Consider the following 16282-nt stretch of genomic DNA (forward strand, 5'->3'; position numbering starts at 1 on the left):
CTGCTCCGGCTATGCGACAACGCGTCGTCGGCAAATCGACAGGTACGACCCGTCAGGCTAAACAGGACGCCATGTTGACCATCGGCAAACGCGACGCAAGCGGCAACGCCGCCAAGGAGGCCGACCACCAGCCCCGCCTTGCGGTCGGCGAGGAGGGCGGCGTCCTCCGCTGCGCTTTCTCCGGCATCTGGACGACGACGACAGTGGCGCTGATCGACGCCGAGATGCGCAAGATCGAGCAGCGCAAAGGCTTCCAGACGCTCGCTTTGGATCTTTCCCACATCGAGAAGATGGACACCGCCGGCGCCTGGCTGATCGATCGCCTGGTCAGTGTCTTCGAAAAGAAGGGTGTCGAGATCAAGATGCAGGGGCAAAGCGATGTCGCCTCGATCCTGCTCGGCGCCGTTGGCGAAGCTGTCCGGCGCGAGCCCGAATCGCGCGGCGTCCGGCGCCCCAACATCATCCTCCGCGGGCTGGAGGCGGTCGGCCGCCGCATCTATGAGATGCGCGACGACTTCCTCGCCTCGATGAACATCCTCGGCGCCACCATCGGCGGCGCCCAGATGAAGCTCGGGCGCGGCCATGCCATCAATCCGGCGGCGATCTTCAACCAGATCGATCGCATGGGGGTCGGCGCCATCCCCGTGGTGGTGCTGATGTCGGCGATCGTCGGCGCCATCGTCGCCCAGCAGGGCGCCTACCAGCTCAATTATTTCGGCGCCAACATTTTCGTTGTCGATCTGGTCGGCGTGCTGATCCTGCGCGAACTCGGCGTGCTGATGACCGCCATCATGATCGCCGGCCGCTCCGGCAGCGCCATCACCGCCGAGATCGGCTCGATGAAGATGCGCGAGGAGGTCGACGCGCTGAAGGTCATCGGCCTCAACCCGATCGGCGTGCTGGTGTTTCCGCGCCTGGTGGCGCTGGTGATCGCGCTGCCCTGTCTCACCATCGTCGCCAATTTTGCCGCTCTTGGCGGCGGCATCCTAGCCGCCTGGCTTTATTCCGGTATTGCGCCGACGGCCTTCATCGACCGGCTGCGCGGGGCAATCGATATCAGCACCATCTTCGCCGGGCTGATCAAGGCGCCGTTCATGGCCATGATCATCGGCACCATTGCTTCCGTAGAAGGCATGAAGGTCGGCGGCAGCGCCGAATCGCTGGGTCTGCACGTCACCGCCTCGGTTGTGAAATCGATCTTCGTCGTCATCATCCTCGATGGCCTTTTTGCCATCTTCTACGCATCGATCGAGTTCTGACATGATGCGCAGAAACTCAAAGGCGACCAAGGCTGTGCAGGGAATGGAAGAAGACGATATCGTGCTGTCGGTGCGCGATATCACCGTTGCCCTGGACGACAAGCTGATCCTCGACAAACTGGCGCTCGACATCAAGCGCGGCGAAATCCTCGGTTTCGTCGGCGCCTCGGGCGCCGGCAAATCGGTGCTGCTGCGCACGATTCTCGGCCTGCTGCACAAGCAGTCCGGCACGATCAAGCTGTTTGGTCTCGACCTCGAAAAGGCCAGCGACATCGAGCGGTTGCGCATCGACATGCGCCTTGGCGTGCTTTTCCAGCACGGCGCCCTGTTTTCGGCGTTGACCGTGCAGGAAAACGTGCAGGTGCCGATGCGCGAATATCTCGATCTGCCGAAGAAACTGATGGACGAGCTGGCCTTGCTCAAGATCGAACTGGTCGGCCTGCCGCCGGACGCCGCGCAAAAATTTCCCTCGGAGCTTTCGGGCGGCATGATCAAGCGCGCCGCCCTGGCGCGGGCGCTGGCGCTCGACCCCGACATCGTCTTCCTCGACGAGCCGACTTCCGGCCTCGACCCGATCAGCGCGTCCGAATTCGACGAACTGGTGGTCAAGCTGCGCGATACAATGGATCTGACGGTCTATATGGTGACGCACGATCTCGACACGCTGTTTACCGCTTGCGACCGCGTGGCGGTGCTCGGCAACAAGAAAATCCTGGTCGAAGGCACGATCGACGACATGCTGAAAAGCGAAGAACCGTGGGTCAAATCCTATTTCCGCGGAAAACGCGCTCGGCAACTTGATCTTGCCGCGCGCGCATAGACATAAGTGGGGCAATGGAAACCAGAGCCAACTACGTAATTGTCGGCATTTTCACCCTGGCTGCAATCCTGGCGGCGTTCGGGTTCGTCTATTGGACCGCCCAGATCGGTGATCGCGGCGAGACGGCGGAGCTGCGCGTGCGCATTCAGGGTTCGGCCTCCGGCCTCGGCCCCGGCAGTCTGGTGCTGTTCAACGGCGTCAAGGTCGGGGTGGTCAAGCGCGTCTATTTCGACCGCAATGACCCCAATGCCGCCATTGCTACGACCGAGATCGACCAGACAACGCCGCTCACCAAATCGACGCAGGCCGATATCGGCATCGCCAGCCTTGCCGGCCAGGTCAACATCGAATTGAAGGGCGCCGATCCAAAGGAACCAAATCTGCTGGAAGAGGCGGCAAAGGAAGGCAGGACCGCCGAGATCATCGCCAATCCATCGGCGGTCACCAACCTGCTGCAGACGGCGCAGAATATCTTCACCCGTGCCGACAAGGTGCTTTCCGAACTCGAAGGTTTCACCAGGGATGTGCGCGGGCCGCTGACCCAGACCGTCAAGAACGCCCAGACATTTTCCGATGCGCTGGCCAGGAATGCCGATGGCATCGACAAGTTCCTGACCGCCGTCAGCGCGCTGTCGGACGAGTTGAAGGGTGTTTCCGGCAAGCTCGACGGCACACTGAAGGCTGCCGAAGGCCTGCTCAATGCCGTCGACAAGGACAAGATCAAGAGCATCGTCGCCAATGTGGACGCCGTCACCGCCAATCTGAAGGAGACCAGCGGACAGCTCGACGGCGTGATCAAGAACGTCGATACCGCGGTCGGCTCGGTCAACGATTTCGCCAAGCGCACGCAAGGCACGCTGGCAAAGGTCGACAATGTGCTCGACGGCATCGATCCGGCACAAGTGCGCGTGGCGCTCGCCAACATTCAGAAGGCCAGCGAAAATGCCAACAAGGCCGCCGCCGACATCGCCCAGGTGACCGACAAGTTCGCCGACCGGGCCGACGACATCGACGAGACGATCAAGGACGCCAAACAGCTTGCGTCGCGCCTCAACGATGCCTCGGTGCGCGTCGACGGCATCCTGAAAAGGGTCGATACTCTGCTCGGTTCGGGCCAGGCCGACGGCGTCATGGCCGATGCCAGGGACACGCTGAAGTCGTTCAAGCAGGTCGCCGACACGCTGAACGCCCGGCTTGGCACGATCACCGACAATATTGCGCGCTTCTCGGGCCAGGGCCTGTCGAATGTCGAGGCGCTGGTCCAGGACAGCCGGCGTTCGATCAGCCGCATCGAAGAGGCGGTGACCGATCTCAGCCGCAACCCGCAGCGCATCCTGTCGGGCGGCGACGGCGAGGTCCGGCAGTTCGATGGCAGGGCACGGCGTTGACTTCCGTGCCCGCCCGCAGCAATTACATGGACCGCGGATGCGGATTCATCATACGATCCGGGGACAGTGGGGATCACGCGTGACGTTCGGGTTGGGTGGGTATAGATCGGCAGTCGTTTTGCTTGGCTTGACGCTGGCTGGTTGCGCGGCATTGGGAGGCAAGCCGGCGCCGCTCGATACGTTCGAGCTGTCCGCCCCGTCGATCGACGCCCGTGGCCACAGCCGCCGCCAGATCCTGATCGCCCAGCCCTCCGCGCTCAAGGCGCTGGACAGCCAGAACATCGTCATCAAGCCGTCAGATCGCTCGATCCAGTATCTCAAGGGCGCGCAATGGGCCGACCGGCTGCCGCTGATCGTGCAGGCGAGGCTCGCCGAAACCTTCCAGCGCTCCGGCAGCTTTGCCGGCGTCGGCAAGCCGGGCGAGGGGCTGGCGATCGACTACCAGGTGATCGTCGAGATCCGCTCCTTCGAAGTCCGCGTCAATGGTGGCGAGCATGCCGAGGTCAATCTCTTCGTGCGCATCCTGAATGACCGCAACGGCGAGGTGCGCGCCTCGAAGAGCTTCACCGCATCCGCTCCCGTTTCGGGCAGCGGCAATCCGGCCTATGTCAACGCGCTCGACAGCGCCTTCGGCGAGGCGGCGAAGGATATTGTGGGCTGGACGGATTCGGTGATCTGAGCCGGTCGAGGCTTCGAACGATCGTTCGTCGCGTTAGCCATCACTCGACCAAATATCGCAGGTTCGCGCTGACCCTCATTGCGCTGCCGGGCATTTCTCCCCGTATAGTGACGGGAGAAAGAACGCCGCCGCCAATGATTTCGCCAATTGTCACCGTTCCAGTATGGGCGGCGAGGCTGATGCCATCTCCCTTCTCCCCGTCGCTATACGGGAGAAGGTGCCGGCCGGCGGATGAGGGGCAGCGCAGACCGACGATTTTGCACAAAGAAAAGGCGGGAACTTCCCGCCTTGTCTGTGGTGTCGCCTCAATCAGTGCAAACGGCCGCTCGCATGGGCCAGCATGGTGTAGACCTTGCCGGTGTCCGACGTCAGGTAGGTCTGCGCCATGATGTTTTCGCGGTCGTTGCGCGAGACGTCCTTGAGCAGCTTCTCGAAATCGTCGCAGTAGCGGTCGACAGCGGTGCGGAACTCCGCCTCTGCCTGATATTTGCGGCGGATTTCGTCGAAGGTCTGCTGGCCCTTGAGCGTGTAGAGGCGGCGCGTGAACACGTCACGCTCGCCGCGCCGGTAGCGGTTCCACAGCTCGATCGAGGCGTCGTGGTCGATCGCCCGGGCAATATCGACCGAGAGCGAGTTGAGCGACTCCATGACATGCAGCGGCGAGCGCTGGGCGGGAGTTGCGCGCGGTGCTTCCGCGGGCGCTGCCGGCCTGGCGACTTCCTCCTCGCGCGATGCTCCGGTCAGGAGATCGCGCACCCAGCCGCCTTGCGGCGTGCGGGCGTTGGCGTCGCGCTGGCGCGGTGCTTCGGCAGGGCGTTCGATATCGAGCGTGCCACGCAGGCCGCCGAGCGGCGCCTGCGGAGCAGGGCGCTCCGGCTGTGGCGCCGGCGGCGGGCGGCGTACCGGCTCGGCCGGGCGCTGCACTGGCGCCTGAGGCGCCGGGCGCAGGGCGCGCGGTTCGGCATTGTCGCCGCCACGTCCCGATTTCGCAACGATATCCGAAAGTTCCTTGAGCGCGTTGATCTGCTCGGCAACGGCACGGCGGATCGCCGAGGTCGATTCCTTGGCCTCTTCCGGCATTTCGATGACGCCCTTCTTGAGCTCGGCGCGGGTGAGGTCGAGCTCGCTCTTGATCGAGCTTGCGGTGCGCCGCATCTCCTCGGTCGCATCGGCGAACCGGCTGGTTGCCGAATCGACCACTTCCGTTATGGCGATGCGGATCTTGTCGGCTGATGCCAGCGTCTTGCCTTCGGCATTCTGCATCGTCTGGCCGACAAGGTTTTCGAACGAACGCATCACCTTCTCGAGGTCTTCCGACTTCTTGACCAAGCCGACGGCGAGATCTTCGAGCGACGATTGCCGCTCAAGCGTGTGCTCCAGATTGCTCTGCGCCGAGCTCAACAGATCCGAAGCCGAGGACAGCAAGCGGCTGTGCTCGTCGAACTTGGTGGCGATCGAGGCCACTTCGCGCAGGGTCGACGACGACAGTTCGGTAAGCCGCGTCGTGTTCGAATCGACCAGGCGTGCCGAGCTGGCGAAGGTCTGCGCGGCCTTTTCGGTGGTTGCCGCGAAGCTTTGCGTGCTGCCGCTCAGACGTTCGTCAACCTGGCCGAGGTTGATCGCCGCCTGTTCGATCAGCTCACCAAGCTGCGAGCTGGAGACGCTCATGCGGCCGATGAGGTCGGCGACGCTATCGGCGAGCGACGAGCGTGCGCCTTCGACGGCCGACAGCGTTTCGGCGGTGCGGCTGGCGAGCGCGTTGACGAGGGCGGCATTTTCGCTGCGCAGCTTCTCGGTCGCGCGTTCGGTGACCTCTTCCATGCTCTTTTGCAGTTCCGAGCCGCCCTGGGCGAAGCGCTCGACCAGCGGCCGCGCGGTTTCGTCCAGGATCTTCGCCATCTCGGCCGAACGCGCCGCCAGCATCGTGTTGAGCTCGCGGGTATTGGTGCCGATTGTCTTGGCAGCGTCGTTGGTGCTTTGGCCGATGTGCTGGCCGACCGCGGTAAAAGTCTCCGCAATCGTGTTGGCGCGCGAGATCAGCTGAGCTTCTGCGCTGGAAACCTGCTCGTTGAGCTTCTGGCCCATCGTCTCCGTCGTATAAAGAAGGCGGTTCTCGACGCTGGCGACCTGTTCCTCGACGCGCGAAGCTGCGGACGCAACGCTCGCGGCCAGCCGCTCGTCGGCGCCGGCAAGAGCCTGCTCCATCTCGCGGGCGTGGACGGCAAGTTCCTGGCCGGTCTGGCGTGCGCGTTCGGCAACACGCTGCTCGGTGCTGGCGAAGGCACCGACGATGTTGTCGGCATGCTCGCCGATTGTCGACGTGGAGTCGGCGATGCGCGACACCAGGCGGTGATCGGCCTCGTCGAAGATGCGGCTGATCTCGGTGGCGCGTGCCGACAGCGCGTCCGAACCCTCGGCAATGCGCGAGATCAGTTGCTGGTCGGCGGCGTCGAAGATGCGGCCAAGGTCCGAGGCGCGGGCGGCCAGCGCTTCGGCGGATTCGCCGATGCGCATGCTCAGCCGCTGGTCGGCGCCCTCGAAGTTACGCAGGATGTCGCCGGCGCGGTCGGCCAGCGACTGCGCCGTCTCGACCGCGCGGGCGACCAGCTTCTGGTCGGCGGCGTCGAACGTGCCGGCGATCTCGCCGGCGCGGGCAGCCAGCCGTCCGGCCGTTTCTTCGGCGCGGGCGAGCAGCGAGTTCGACGTCTCGTCATGCCGGGCAAGCAGCACGCTCGTTGTGTCTTCGGCGCGAGCAAGCAAGGCATTCGTCGTATCCTCGGCGCGAGCAAGCAGGGCGCTCGATGTGTCCTCGGCACGTGCGTGCAGACGGCGATCCGCGTCCTCGAAGGTGCGGGCGATGTCCTCGGCCCGGGCCAAAAGGGCGGCCGAGGTCTGCTCGGCACGCTCGGCGATCTTGCGGTCGGCGTCACTGAAGGCAGCACCGGCCTGTTCGTGCAGCGCGCTGGTGACTTCCATCACCTTCTCGCGCAGCGCGCCGGCAACGAAGACGGCGCTCTTTTCGAGCACGCTGCGGACATTGTCGACACCCACCGACAACGCGCGCTCCATGGTTCCGGCGCGCTCTTCGATGATGCCGGTCTGCTTGCTGAAGGCCTGCTCGATCTTCTCGACATCGGCAGCGATTGCCGCCGAGATATCGGTGCTTCTGCCGGCAATCTGGTCGATATGGCCCGACAGCGAGCGGTCGACATCCTTACGTATGTCGGCGAGCTTTGCCAGATCGTCTTCCAGCGCCTGGGTCAACATGTTGCGGCCTTCGGCCAACTTGCCGACATGGCCGGCGATGATGTCGTCGACCTCACCGCGGCTTGCCGACAGCTTCTGCAGGTCGGCTTCCAGCGCACGTTTCAGGATGTCTCGGCCCTCGGCCAGCTTCTCGACCTGGCCTGCGACCAGTCCGTCGATGCTCGACCGGCTCTCGGCCAGCTTGGCGAGGTCGTCCTCGAGAGCCTTCGACAGCGTCGCGCGATCCCGGACGAGCTTGTCGCTGTGACCCTCGATCAGGCTGTTGACATTTTCCAAATCCGCTTCCAGCACCCGTGCGAACTCGCCACGGTTTTCGCTCAGCTTCTGCGACTGGTCGGCAATGGCGCTCCTGATCGCATTGAGATCGGCTTCGAGCGCCCGTGTGAGGATGTCTCGGCCCTCGGCGAGCTTCTCGACCTGTCCGGCGACCAGCCCATCGATGTTGGAGCGGCTCTCCGCCAGCTTGGCGATGTCGTCTTCCAGTGCCTTTGAGAGCGCCGAACGGTCCTGGACGAGCCTGTTTTGATGATCGGCCATGATGCCGCTGACATTGTGCAAATCGTCCTGAAGCGCCTGGGATAGCGTCGAACGATCCTGGACAAGCCGGCTCGAGTGGTCGGTGATCAGGCTGTTCACATTCTGAAGGTCATCCTTAAGCGCCTGGGATAGCGTCGAACGATCCTGAACAAGCCGGTTCGAGTGGTCGGCGATCAGGCTGTTCACATTCTGCAGATCGGCCTCCAGTGCCTTGGAAAGCTGACCGCGCTCTTCCGCCACCTTGTCGGAATGACCCGCGATGGCGCCCTTGATGGTGTTGAGGTCGGCTTCGAGCGCGCGCTTGAGGATATCGCGGCCCTCGGCCAGCTTCTCGACCTGGCCGGCGACCAGCCCGTCGATGCTCGACCGGCTCTCGGCGAGCTTGGCGAGGTCGGCCTCGAGCGTCTGTGACAACAGGCCACGATCGTCGGCAAGCCGGCTCGAATGGTCGGAGAGCAGGCCTCTGATGCCGGACAGGTCGTTCTCCAGCGCCTTGCTGAGTTCGGTGCGATCCTCGGCCAGTTTCGCAGAGTGGTTCTCGATCACGCCCTTGATGCCGATAATGTCGTTTTCGAGCGCCTTGGTCAGGATGGCGCGGCCTTCGGCGATCTTTTCAACCTGGCCGGCGACCAGCCCGTCAATCGAGGCGCGGCTGTCGGCGAGCTTGCCGAGATCGGCTTCCAGGGCGCGCGACAGAATGTTGCGGCCTTCGGCCAGCTTACCGACATGCCCGGCGACCATTTCGTCAATGATCGTACGGGCTTGCACAAGTTTTCCGGAGTCTTCATGCAAAGCCTGGTTGAGCCGGTTGCGGCCTTCTTCAAGCCGCTCGAGATGGCTGCCCAGCGACGCGTCGATGGCGGCGCGCGACTCGTTGACCTTGCGCAGATCCTCTTCCAGGGCGCGCGAGATCAGGTTGCGGCCTTCGGCCAGCTTCTGCACCTGGTTCGTTACGGCCGCATCGATGCCGGCACGGCCCTCGGCGAACTTCGCCAAGTCCGCCTGCATGGCAGCCGCCATGCGTTCGCGGCTTTCGGACAGCTTGCGGCTGTGGTTTTCGACGGCGTCCTCGATGCCGACACGGGCATCGGCAAGACGCTGGATGTCGGTGTCGAATGAGCGCGACACGACATGGCGGGCGGCTTCCATCCGGCCGGCGAAATCGCTGGCGCGGGCTTCGAGCATCGACGAGGTCGACGAGACGATGTCGGCCATGTCGGCGCCGATCTGGGTCTTGCCCTGATCGATCATGGCCGACAAATGATCCTTGCTCTCGGCAAAGGTGTGGGCGATCTCGCGGGCGCGCTCGACCAGCGTTTCGTTGATCTGGCGGGCGCGCGCCTCGAGCGCGGCGTTGAGCTTCTGCGTGCCGGTATCGAGTGCTTCGGCGCGGGTCTGGAATTCGCTGATCAGCGCCTGGCCGCGCTCGGCCAGCGTCCGCTCGATGCCGTTCAGGCTGGACTCGAATTCCGAGCTCAGGGTGCGGGCGGCGCCGCCGAGCAGCGACACCATACCGGTGGTGCGGTCGTCGAGCAGGTCGGTCAGCGACCGGGTCAGGCCGTCTGTGGTGTCCGTCAGCTTGGCGATGCGGGTGTCGAGCAGCGAAGCAAAGGCTTCGCCCGACGTCGACAGCCTGTCGGTGATTGAATCCAGCCGGGTTTCGACGGAATCGAAGATCGACATCGAGCTTTCATTGATGCGGTCGATCAGTGTGTCGCCGGAATTCGTGATCGTCATCGACAGCTTGGTCGACGCGTTGAGGATAGAGTCGCGAATAATGTCGGAGGCGGCGCCGATCTCGTCCTTCAGCGTTTCATGCGCGCCGGTGATCGAGGCGCGCACGCGCTCGGCATGAGTGACGACGGCTTCGCGCTCGCTGCCCAGCCCGTCGACCAGCGACCGGATGCGCGATTCATTCTCCGAATAGGAGCGTTCGATCTGGTTGACCTCGCTGTGGACCAGAGTTTCGAGCTCGACGGCGCGCGCCAGCGTGCGCTCAATGCCTTCGCCCATCGCCGCCACTTCACGGCGAACGGCCTGGCCGATCATCATCACGCGGTCTTGGGCGAGGTTTTCCGGCTCCGCCAAGCGGAAAGCCACCTCCGTCATCGATTGCGCGGCAATGCGCATTTCCTGCGCGCGGCGGATCATCGCCGCGAAGGCCCAAAACAGGACGACCGGTATGATTGCCGCGATCGCCAGGCCGATCAGTTCAGGGCGGGCCAGGATTTGATCGAAAGTACGAATTTTCCAGATGCTGGGGCCAAACAGCAGATTGGCGAGGCCGCCGGCGCCGGCGATCCAGGCCAGCGACACGAACGCCACGACCCAATAGATCGTGCTAGACGCGCGCCGGTTGAGGCTGTGTAGCAGCGTCTTGTAATCTTTCTGGCGGTCATCGTTTGCCGGCTTGAAGCCGGCTGGCTGCGCGCTGTTGCGCGATTCGACCGGGCGCAACTCGGCGGGCTTGGCTGCCGGCTTCGCACTCTGGTTTTGTTGGACGGGCGCGTTTTGAGCGGGGGCGGGCTTCTGGGGGCGGCCTTCGCGCGCCAGTTCGTCCGCGGCCTGCGATATCTGCGCTTCCAGATCTTCCATCGACGCCGCGATATCGAGATCGCCGCTGCCGTCTCCGCTGAGATCGAGGTCTAGTGCCTTTTCGAGTTCCCTGGCTACGTCGCTGTCGAGAGTTCTGGTCGTCGTTGGTTTCTTCGCCATGCCTTCGCTACCCTGTACTAGCTGCCGAGGGACTTCTTATTTTTGCCTGATTCTGGCTCGTCTTATCCCACGCAGGAGGCTGAAAATGGACCTTCGTATCGTAATGACACACAGGGGTAAAGAAAACATGCATTCCGCGAGATACGTAAAACTTTAAATATAAGGTTAACGACAACGTGATCTAACCGCCTCAACGGCAACAATTTTCCAGCCCATTCATTAACGCGTTGGCGACGGAAATCGCCTAGTTTTTTCGGCGATCGGCACAAGGAGTTTCAAATTGGTACGCGGTGAAAGCGGCATTGCCTTCTCAATGCCGGGCGGCGATGCGTCGGGACCGGCCCGTTCGCGCCCAGTGGATCTGGCCCACCTGGCCCGTCAGACTATGGGGGATCGCGCCCTCGAACAGGAGGTATTGGCGCTGTTCGTACAGCAGGCGCTTTCCGTCCGCGACAGAATAGTCGATGCCGATGTCAGGGAGCGACTGCTTCTGGCGCATGGGCTGAAAGGTTCGGCGCGCGGGGTCGGCGCCTTTGCCATCGCCGACTGCGCCACCTCGATCGAACAGCAGCCGGAAGATGCGCGCATCCTCAAGCGCCTCGGCACCCTGATCGAGGAAGTGCGCGATTTCATCGCCGCCATCAGCCGGTAATGGCTGCCGCTCGGCAGCGGCCACCGGGATGAATCGACGGGGCCAGGGCGTGCTTTGGCCAGCTTTCCGAAAAAACGTCACAAAGCGGCGCTTTCGCGCCGCAGTTGACTTGTCCGGTGGAGTGATTATCTCGGCTGGGACTCCCTTCAGGTGACAAATGACCAAGCTGACCTTCATTGCCCATGACGGCACTCCTTTCGATGTCGAGGCCGAAAACGGCTCGACCGTCATGGAGAATGCGATCCGTAGCGCGGTGCCGGGCATCGAGGCAGAATGCGGCGGCGCCTGCGCCTGCGCGACCTGCCATGTCTATGTCGACGAAGCCTGGACGGCCGAGGTCGGCGAGCCGGAGGCGATGGAAGAGGACATGCTGGACTTTGCCTATGACGTCCAGCCGAACTCGCGCCTGTCCTGCCAGATCAAGGTGCGCGACGCGCTTGACGGCCTCGTCGTGCGCGTGCCGGCTCGCCAGGGTTGATCTCCCGTACCATCTGATTTTTCCCGCCGCCGCTTGGCAGCGGGCCAATGCTCATGCAGTCTCGCGCCAGTTTCGCCCCAGTTTGACAATGAGGCTCGCCTGGCATGACCGATGTAATCAAGACGGACGCACTCATTGTCGGGGCGGGGCCGGTCGGCCTGTTCGCCGTGTTCGAACTCGGCCTCTTCGACATGAAGTGCCATCTGATCGATATCCTCGACCGGCCCGGCGGCCAATGCGCCGAACTCTATCCGGAAAAGCCGATCTACGACATTCCAGGCTGGCCCTCGATCTCGGCGCAAGGGCTGGTCGACAGACTGCTGGAGCAGATTCACCCGTTCAAGCCGGATTTTACCTTCAACCGCATGGTCTCCAGCCTGGAAAAGCTGGACGACGGCTCATTTCGGGTCACCACCGACGAGAACGAGGTGTTCGAAGCCAAGGTGGTGGTGATCGCCGCCGGTGGCGGCTCGTTCCAGCCCAAACGGCCGCCCATTCCCGGCATCGAGGCCTATGAGGGCAGGAGCGTCTTCTATTCGGTGCGCCGTATGGAGGAATTCCGCGGCCACGACCTCGTCATCGTCGGCGGCGGCGATTCCGCACTCGACTGGACGCTGAACCTGCAGCCGGTGGCAAAAAGCGTGACACTGGTCCACCGGCGCGCGGAATTCAGGGCGGCGCCCGACAGCGTCAACAAGATGTATGCCATGCAGGAGATGAAGCAGCTGGAGTTCCGGGTCGGCCAGGTGAGCGGCCTGACCGGCGCCGACGGCGAGCTGGCCTCTGCTACCATCAAGGGCGGGCCTGACGGCGACATCGAGGTGCCGTGCACGCGCATGCTGCCGTTCTTCGGCCTGACCATGAAGCTCGGCCCGATCGCCGAATGGGGGCTCAACCTTCATGAGAACCTCATCCCGGTCGATACCGAGAAATTCCAGACTTCGGTGCCAGGCATCTTTGCCGTCGGCGACATCAACTGGTACCCAGGCAAGCTGAAGCTGATCCTGTCGGGTTTTCACGAGGTGGCGCTGATGGCGCAGGCCGCCAAGCGCATCATCAGCCCCGGTGAGCGCATCGTCTTCCAGTACACGACGTCGTCGACCAGCCTGCAGAAGAAGCTCGGCGTCGTGGAGTAGGTCCTACAGGGCTTTCCGAATCACTCCACCAGAACGACTGGCGCCTCGGCGTCGTCGCGGCCGCGCAGTGACTTCTCCGGCATCAGCGCCAGCGTCATCAGCGCCAGCACGAGCGTGACGGCCGCGGCAAGGAAGATCATCATGAAGGGCGTCGCCGAGACGATCTGTCCGGCAGCCGGCGCGCCTTCGCCGGCAAGCGGCAGGCCATAGCCGAGCGCGACCGCGCCGAGCATGGCGACGCCGAGCGCGCTGCCCAGCGAACGCAGGAAGGTCAGCACGCCGGTGGCAACGCCGAGATGCGCGCGGTCGACGGCGTTCTGCACCGATACGGTGGCGACCGGGAAGGTGGTGCCGCTTCCAAGGCCGATGCAGATGGTCAAGAGCTCGACCACCAGCAGCGAGGCGCGGCCGGCGACCAGGCTGAGCACGCCAAGACAGATAATGGCGAAGAGAACGCCGACCATGGCGATACGCTTGTAGTGGAAGAAGCGCGGTATCGTGCGGCCGCTGAAGGTCGCGCCGGCGACCGTTCCGAGCAGCAGGCCGAGCATGGCAAGGCCCGACTGGCTGACCGACAGGCCGATGATCGACTGCAGATAGACCGGCAGGTACACCGACAGGCCGATATTGGCGGCCTGCAGCAGGAACATCGACGCCGTGCCGGCAAGCACGATCGGATTGCTCAGCACTTCAAGCGAAATCAGCGGCTCGGCCGCACGCATCAGCCTGAGCGCGAACGCACCCCAGAAGACCGCCGAACAGGCGAGCAGGCCGACGATCTCGCGGGAGACCCATGGATAGGCGCTGCCGCCCCAGTTGAGGGCCAAAAGCAGCAATGCCGTCGCCACCACCAGAAGCAGCGCGCCCGGCGCGTCGATGCGATGCCGCTTTGCGGCGACCGGCAGTTTGCGCAGCGGCTTGTTGATGATGGCCATGGCCAAGATGCCGAGCGGGATATTGATCCAGAAGATCAGCGACCAATGCAGATGTTCGGCAAATCCGCCGCCGAGCAAAGGCCCGGCGATGCTGGCGACAGCCCAGGTGCCCGAAATCCAGGCGGCATAACGCGCGCGTTCACGCGGCGGCACGAGGTCGCCGATGACGATCTGCGCCAGGGCGAACAGGCCGCCGCCGCCCGCACCCTGGATCGCCCGGCCGACAACCAACACGAACATGTTGGGGGCCATGGCGCTGACCAGCGATCCCAGAAGGAAGATCAGGATCGCCGCATAGACGGTCGGCCGGCGGCCATAGACGTCGGAAATCTTGCCGTAGAGCGGCGCCATGGCCGTCGCCGTCAGGAGATAGCCGGTCACGATCCACGGCAGGTAGTCGGCATGGCCGAGCGAACGCCCGATGGTCGGCATGGCCGGCGCGACGATTGTCTGGTCGAGCGCCGCCAACAGCATCGACAAAAGGATGCCGGCGATGATGACGTTCTTCTCGCTTTCCGTCAGCGGTGCGGCGGGAGGCAGCCTAGCCGGCTTGTCGACAGCTTGGTCCATATCATTTCATCCATAAAGTTTGAGAGCGATTGCGCGGCGCCAAATGGCCGCTCCGCTACGCGCCGCCTCAATTGGTCTTGATCTGGTGTTTCGAAGCTCGCGCCTTGCCAGCCTGACATATCTTGCGAGCCTGACATATGTCGTCCCGTATAGGCCGATTTCGACCTATGCCCGAAAATTTTCTGGGGCTGGCCTCATGTTTCGGCAGAATTGGCTTGGTATCGCCGTGTTTCAGCCGGGCGGAAGCTGGCCGTTCTCGACGCGCTGCATGCGGTAGCGCAGCAGCCGCAGGATGCGGCTTTCGAAATTCACGCCTTCCACGCGGTCGAAGCGCAATTGGTCCTGGTCATGCCTGGCGAGTTCGGCCGCGGTGATCTGCGCCGCCTTCGCCTTTGCCCCGGCGCAGGTCTTTTGCGCAAAGCTCGCGTTCAGCGCGTCTTCGAGCAGACGGCCGTGGTTCTTGGCGATCTCGACATGACGCTCCTCATGGCGCTTGATGTCGGCCGACAGGGTGTCCCAGAACAGCCTGACATCGGGATCGGCCTTGCGCGGCCTGCGCCACTCCGGAAGGATGACCTTGACCTTGACGGTAACGGCGGCCTTGGCGATGCGGCAGGTGTCTGCGGTTTGCGCGTAGCTGATGCGGGTGGTGAACGCCATCTGGGTGGCGCCTGGATGCCGCATCCCGGTGCTTTTCACCTCGGGTCCATGCTTCGACAATTGCGTCTCGATGTCATCGAGCGTGCTGCCGCCGATGGCAAAATAGCTGTAGGTCTTCACCAGATTGGCAGCATTCGCCGGCAGGACGGTCAAAGCCAGCATCAGGGCGCAGAGCAGGGGTCGTTTCATCATGTTGCCTCTTCACTCACCTTGCTTTACGGCCGTTGCCGGCGCAACGGAATTGATCTTCCACCGATCACGCATCGTTGATGGATTGCAAGCGCTCGATGAGCCACATGCCAATGAGCCACATGCCAATGAGACACATGGTTGAAGGACAATGACGACAAGGCGATGGCAACTGGCGCATAAGTGCCATCTCGACCTTGGCGAGAAAGCCATTGTGGTCGGCATTCTCAACGTCACGCCCGACAGTTTTTCGGATGGCGGACTGTTCATCACGCCTGACCAGGCGGTGGCGCAGGCGCACCGCATGGTGGAAGAAGGCGCCGCCGTCGTCGATATCGGCGGGGAATCGACGCGCCCCGGCGCCTCGCCCGTGACGCTTGAAGAAGAGCAGGCCCGCATCCTGCCGGTCATCGCCGCGCTCGCCAGTTCAGGCGAAGCCCTGATTTCGGTCGACACCTATCGCGAGGAAACCGCGCGCCTCGCCGTCGCCGCCGGCGCGCATATCGTCAACGATGTCTGGGGCTTGCAGCGTGAACCCGGCATCGCCCGCGTCGCCGCCGAGACCGGCGCCGGACTGGTCATCATGCATACCGGGCGCGGGCGGCAAAAACTGCCCGACGTCATCGCCGACCAGTTTTTGTTCCTCAAGGCTTCGCTGGAAGTCGCCAGGCGCAGCGGCGTTGCGGACGATCATATCGTACTCGATGCCGGCTTCGGCTTCGCCAAGGAGACGGCTGAGGAAAACCTCGACCTGATGGCGCGGTTTTCCGAGCTTAAGGAGCTCGGTTTTCCCTTGATGGCCGGCACCTCCAGAAAACGCTTCATCGGCACCGTCACCGGCCGCGAAGCCGGCGCGCGCGCCGCCGGGACGGTAGCCACCAGTGTCATTCTGAGGCTGAAGGGCGCCGATCTGTTTCGCGTCCACGATGTCGCAATCAACGTGGACGCACTGGCGGTCGCCGATGCTATGCTGGCGCGCGAAAAGCCAGGACGCTGA

At 63.5% G+C, this 16282-nt stretch carries 11 protein-coding genes; 8 read left to right on the forward strand and 3 right to left on the reverse strand.

All coding sequences use genetic code 11. The annotated features are described in order from the left end of the window. The first annotated feature begins 71 nt into the window (after positions 1–71). From NKK52_RS08960 to NKK52_RS08975, 4 genes are read left to right on the forward strand one after another with little or no spacing between them, the layout of a single operon-like run. A complete protein-coding gene (locus tag NKK52_RS08960) occupies positions 72–1259 on the forward strand; it encodes an MlaE family ABC transporter permease (RefSeq protein WP_023684943.1) in 1188 nt (395 codons plus the stop codon). Between the two features lies 1 nt (position 1260). Further along, entirely contained in the window at positions 1261–2079 is an 819-nt protein-coding gene (locus tag NKK52_RS08965; protein WP_023684944.1) for an ABC transporter ATP-binding protein, read from the forward strand. A 14-nt stretch (positions 2080–2093) separates the two neighbouring features. Continuing rightward, positions 2094–3467: an MlaD family protein gene (locus NKK52_RS08970; protein WP_023684945.1), complete on the forward strand. Its 1374-nt coding sequence runs from the start codon at positions 2094–2096 to the stop codon at positions 3465–3467. A 37-nt stretch (positions 3468–3504) separates the two neighbouring features. Beyond that, positions 3505–4146: an ABC-type transport auxiliary lipoprotein family protein gene (locus tag NKK52_RS08975; RefSeq protein ID WP_502897930.1), complete on the forward strand. Its 642-nt coding sequence runs from the start codon at positions 3505–3507 to the stop codon at positions 4144–4146. A gap of 309 nt (positions 4147–4455) precedes the next feature. Here the strand turns inward: NKK52_RS08975 and NKK52_RS08980 are convergent, their stop codons facing one another. Further along, on the reverse strand, positions 4456–10665 hold the full coding sequence (locus tag NKK52_RS08980; RefSeq protein ID WP_352628743.1) for an apolipoprotein A-IV repeat region-like domain-containing protein: 6210 nt from the start codon (positions 10663–10665) through the stop codon (positions 4456–4458). Positions 10666–10978: 313 nt separating this feature from the next. Between NKK52_RS08980 and NKK52_RS08985 the strand changes: the two genes are divergently transcribed. From NKK52_RS08985 to NKK52_RS08995, 3 genes are all read left to right on the forward strand, one after another. Then, positions 10979–11317, forward strand: coding sequence for an Hpt domain-containing protein (locus NKK52_RS08985; protein ID WP_023688665.1), 339 nt, complete (start codon positions 10979–10981; stop codon positions 11315–11317). Between the two features lie 157 nt (positions 11318–11474). Beyond that, the gene (locus NKK52_RS08990) at positions 11475–11795 is read left to right on the forward strand and encodes a 2Fe-2S iron-sulfur cluster-binding protein (protein WP_023673507.1); all 321 of its coding nucleotides are present in this window, start codon (positions 11475–11477) and stop codon (positions 11793–11795) included. A 104-nt stretch (positions 11796–11899) separates the two neighbouring features. Then, the gene (locus NKK52_RS08995; RefSeq protein WP_023673506.1) at positions 11900–12931 is read left to right on the forward strand and encodes an NAD(P)/FAD-dependent oxidoreductase; all 1032 of its coding nucleotides are present in this window, start codon (positions 11900–11902) and stop codon (positions 12929–12931) included. 20 nt (positions 12932–12951) lie between these two features. Here the strand turns inward: NKK52_RS08995 and NKK52_RS09000 are convergent, their stop codons facing one another. Further along, a complete protein-coding gene (locus NKK52_RS09000) occupies positions 12952–14436 on the reverse strand; it encodes an MDR family MFS transporter (RefSeq protein WP_023685984.1) in 1485 nt (494 codons plus the stop codon). Positions 14437–14667: 231 nt separating this feature from the next. Next, on the reverse strand, positions 14668–15288 hold the full coding sequence (locus NKK52_RS09005) for a DUF922 domain-containing Zn-dependent protease (RefSeq protein WP_023728091.1): 621 nt from the start codon (positions 15286–15288) through the stop codon (positions 14668–14670). Positions 15289–15436: 148 nt separating this feature from the next. Here NKK52_RS09005 and folP point away from each other — a divergent pair, with 148 nt between their 5' ends. Then, entirely contained in the window at positions 15437–16282 is an 846-nt protein-coding gene (gene folP, locus NKK52_RS09010; RefSeq protein WP_023685985.1) for a dihydropteroate synthase, read from the forward strand.

The sequence above is a fragment of the Mesorhizobium sp. C277A genome, from assembly GCF_040324395.1.
Classification (GTDB): domain Bacteria; phylum Pseudomonadota; class Alphaproteobacteria; order Rhizobiales; family Rhizobiaceae; genus Mesorhizobium.

Excerpts from the sequence above, each read along its gene's own strand:
- NKK52_RS08975 (WP_502897930.1), top strand. The coding sequence starts at position 3,505 with ATGCGGATTCATCATACGATCCGGGGACAGTGGGGATCACGCGTGACG.
- NKK52_RS08960 (WP_023684943.1), top strand. The coding sequence starts at position 72 with ATGTTGACCATCGGCAAACGCGACGCAAGCGGCAACGCCGCCAAGGAG.
- NKK52_RS08985 (WP_023688665.1), top strand. The coding sequence starts at position 10,979 with ATGCCGGGCGGCGATGCGTCGGGACCGGCCCGTTCGCGCCCAGTGGAT.
- NKK52_RS08990 (WP_023673507.1), top strand. The coding sequence starts at position 11,475 with ATGACCAAGCTGACCTTCATTGCCCATGACGGCACTCCTTTCGATGTC.
- NKK52_RS08980 (WP_352628743.1), bottom strand. The coding sequence starts at position 10,665 with ATGGCGAAGAAACCAACGACGACCAGAACTCTCGACAGCGACGTAGCC.
- folP (WP_023685985.1), top strand. The coding sequence starts at position 15,437 with ATGACGACAAGGCGATGGCAACTGGCGCATAAGTGCCATCTCGACCTT.
- NKK52_RS08965 (WP_023684944.1), top strand. The coding sequence starts at position 1,261 with ATGATGCGCAGAAACTCAAAGGCGACCAAGGCTGTGCAGGGAATGGAA.
- NKK52_RS09000 (WP_023685984.1), bottom strand. The coding sequence starts at position 14,436 with ATGGACCAAGCTGTCGACAAGCCGGCTAGGCTGCCTCCCGCCGCACCG.
- NKK52_RS08995 (WP_023673506.1), top strand. The coding sequence starts at position 11,900 with ATGACCGATGTAATCAAGACGGACGCACTCATTGTCGGGGCGGGGCCG.
- NKK52_RS09005 (WP_023728091.1), bottom strand. The coding sequence starts at position 15,288 with ATGATGAAACGACCCCTGCTCTGCGCCCTGATGCTGGCTTTGACCGTC.
- NKK52_RS08970 (WP_023684945.1), top strand. The coding sequence starts at position 2,094 with ATGGAAACCAGAGCCAACTACGTAATTGTCGGCATTTTCACCCTGGCT.